This window comes from Alcanivorax sp. HI0044 (assembly GCF_001634945.1).
This window is the reverse complement of sequence record NZ_LWEZ01000637.1, coordinates 1-3,098: the sequence shown is the minus strand read 5'-3', so window position 1 is coordinate 3,098 and position 3,098 is coordinate 1. Positions and strand designations below refer to the sequence as shown.

Below are 3,098 nucleotides of genomic sequence, written 5' to 3'. Positions count from 1 at the left end.
GAGGCTTTTACTGTGAACTTCAAGATGAAAACAACACTGGCAGGTGCCGCGGCAGCGCTGGCTCTGGCTAGCGTACCGACCACCGCCATGGCGCGTGACACTATCTCTATCGTGGGTTCTTCCACGGTCTACCCGTTCGCCACCGTTGTGGCTGAGCGTTTTGGCCGTACCGGCAACGCCACCCCGAAAATCGAATCTACCGGTTCTGGCGGCGGCATGAAGCTGTTCTGTCAGGGCGTGGGCACCCAGCACCCGGACATCACCAACGCATCGCGTCGCATGAAGAAGTCCGAGTTCGAGCTGTGCCAGAGCAACGGTGTGAAAGACATCACCGAAGTGAAGGTCGGTTATGACGGTATCGTGATTGCCAATTCCGTGAAGGGTAAGCACATCGACCTGTCCCTGCGTGACGTCTTCCTGGCCTTGGCCAAGGATGTACCGAATCCGGATGGCAGCGAAGAGCTGGTCGCCAACCCCTACAAGACCTGGAAAGAAGTGAACCCGGCCCTGCCCAACGTGAAAATCGAGGTGTTGGGTCCGCCGCCGACTTCCGGTACCCGTGATGCGTTCAACGAGCTGGCCATCGAAGGCGGCTGTAAGACGTTCCCCTGGCTGAAAGCCATCAAGGGTGAAGACAAGTCCAAGTACAAGGCCATCTGCCGCAGCGTCCGTGAAGACGGCGCCTACGTGGAAGCGGGCGAAAACGATAACCTGATCGTGCAGAAGCTGGAAAAGAACCCGGATGCATTCGGTGTGTTCGGTTACTCCTTCCTGGATCAGAACCGCGGTGTGGTACAAGCTGCCAACGTTGGCGGTGTTGAGCCCACTTTCGAAGCGATCGGTTCCGGCGACTACCCGGTGTCCCGCTCCCTGTACTTCTACGTGAAGAAAGCTCACGTGGGTGTGGTACCGGGTATCGAAGGTTACGTGAAAGAGTTCACCAGCGAGAAAGCCTGGGGTGATCAGGGCTACCTGGCTGAGAAGGGCCTGATCCCGCTGGGTGATGACCTGCGCAAGTCCATGGCCAAGCAGGCCCGCGGCCTGAAGTCCATGACGGGCAACGAGCTGTAAGAAAGGAAATAAAAAAAAGCATGGATGCTTTTGGCCCGGTGGTATTTGCCACCGGGCTTTTTCGCCCCTGACAAGGCGTGTTTGTTCCACCAAGATTGCTGCGGTGATCTTGTTTGAGCAAATCCGATCGGAGTGATACATGCAAACCGGAAACCTGCTGTTGCTGTTGGTAGTGATGGTGGCCGGCGCTTACTACCTGGGGCTTCGCCGCTCCTTTGCGCTGGCCCGCCCGCTGGGCGGCATTCGCCACCTGCACTCGTTGCCGTTCTATTTCGCCATGCGTTCGGCCATGTGGTGTGCACTGCCAGCATTGGTGGTGCTGGGGCTGTGGCTGGCATTTGATGACAGCATCATTCGTCAGCAGGTGCTGGCCAGTTTGCCGGCGGAACTGCAGCCGACGGATGCGTCCAGTTATAACCTGACGCTCAGCAAAATCCAGAACGTTGCCAGTGGTGCGCTGCCTGTCAATTTCGTGGAGCCGCCCATCGCGGCAGCGGCGGAACATCTGCAGTCATTACGCCAGACCAGCGCCATGGCGCTGACGGTGGTAGTCATTGTGTTGTGCATGTTCGGCGGTGCCTGGGCCTGGCTGAAAGTGTCACCACAACTGCGTGCCCGCCAGCAGGTAGAGCGTGTGCTGCAGACGCTGTTCATGCTCTGCGCCACGGTGGCCATTCTTACCACCGTGGGCATCGTCATGTCGGTGCTGTTCGAATCCATCCGCTTCTTCGGCAAGGTGCCGGTGACGGACTTCCTGTTCGGGTTGCAGTGGAGCCCGCAGACTGCCCTGCGCGCTGACCAGGTGGCATCCGGAGGCGCTTTTGGTGCGGTGCCGTTGTTCATGGGCACCATGCTGATCTCGGCCATTGCCCTGTTGGTGGCAGTGCCGGTGGGCCTGATGTCAGCTATCTACCTGGCAGAGTACGCAAGCAAGCGGGTGCGCACGGTGGCCAAGCCGGCACTGGAAGTGCTGGCCGGGGTTCCCACGGTGGTCTACGGCTTCTTTGCCGCCCTGACGGTGGCGCCTTTTATTCGCGGTATGGGTGAATCCGTTGGCCTGGATGTGGCCTCGGAGTCGGCTCTGGCGGCGGGCCTGGTAATGGGCATCATGATTATTCCGTTTGTGTCATCCCTGGCAGATGACGTGATTACGGCGGTGCCCCAGGCCATGCGTGACGGTTCATTGGGGCTGGGCGCCACCAAGAGTGAAACCATCAAGAAAGTGATTTTCCCGGCGGCGCTGCCGGGGATCATGGGGGGCATTTTGCTGGCGGCCTCCCGTGCCATTGGTGAAACCATGATTGTGGTGATGGCCGCCGGCCTGGCCGCCAATTTGACCGCCAACCCGCTGGAAGCGGTCACCACCATCACCGTACAGATTGTGACTCTGCTGACCGGCGACCAGGAATTCGACAGCGCCAAGACCCTGGCGGCCTTCGCCCTGGGCCTGATGTTGTTCATCACTACCCTGGTCATGAATATCTTCGCGCTGCATATCGTGAAGAAATACCGCGAGCAGTACGACTAGCGTCGGGAGAAAAATGATGAGCCAAACCACAGAAAAAGTTCGCAAGACCCTGGCCCGACGCTACCGGGCAGAGAAACGCTTCAAGGCCTTTGGTCTTGGTGCGATTGGCATCGGTTTGATGGCGTTGGTGCTGCTGTTCACCGATATTATCGGCAAGGGTCACAGTGCTTTCGTGGAGTATGAAATCCAGCTGCCGGTGACCTTTGATGCCGAAGTGATGGATGTCAGTGACCCCCGTGATGAAGAGCAGCTCAACTATGGTAATTACCAGGGGGTGATTCGTGACGCCCTGGCAGACCGCTTTCCCGGCGTGGAGTCCCGCCTGGACACCCGTGCCCTCAATCAGTTGGTGAGCACCGGTGCCGGTTATGCCCTGCGTGACATGCTGCGCGAGGATCCTTCCCTGCTGGGTGAGACCCGTACTCTCTGGTTGCTGGCCGATGACGATGTGGACCTGTTTCTCAAGGGGAATGAAAAGCAGCGCGAAGACAGCCGCCTG

3 protein-coding genes are annotated in these 3,098 nt (G+C 58.9%); all 3 read left to right on the top strand.

What is annotated here, in order from left to right; genetic code table 11:
• Positions 1-24: 24 nt before the first annotated feature.
• Positions 25-1,071, top strand: a complete 1,047-nt coding sequence (locus A3730_RS07745; protein WP_063519547.1) for a substrate-binding domain-containing protein — start codon at positions 25-27, stop codon at positions 1,069-1,071.
• A 139-nt stretch (positions 1,072-1,210) separates the two neighbouring features.
• Positions 1,211-2,599: a phosphate ABC transporter permease subunit PstC gene (pstC, locus tag A3730_RS07740; protein WP_063519540.1), complete on the top strand. Its 1,389-nt coding sequence runs from the start codon at positions 1,211-1,213 to the stop codon at positions 2,597-2,599.
• A gap of 13 nt (positions 2,600-2,612) precedes the next feature.
• On the top strand, positions 2,613-3,098 hold a 486-nt coding region (locus A3730_RS07735; RefSeq protein WP_231883893.1), incomplete at its 3' end, for a DUF3333 domain-containing protein.

Bases quoted from the DNA above. Each gene is read 5' to 3' on its own strand.
- A3730_RS07745 (WP_063519547.1), top strand. From the start codon at position 25: ATGAAAACAACACTGGCAGGTGCCGCGGCAGCGCTGGCTCTGGCTAGC.
- pstC (WP_063519540.1), top strand. From the start codon at position 1,211: ATGCAAACCGGAAACCTGCTGTTGCTGTTGGTAGTGATGGTGGCCGGC.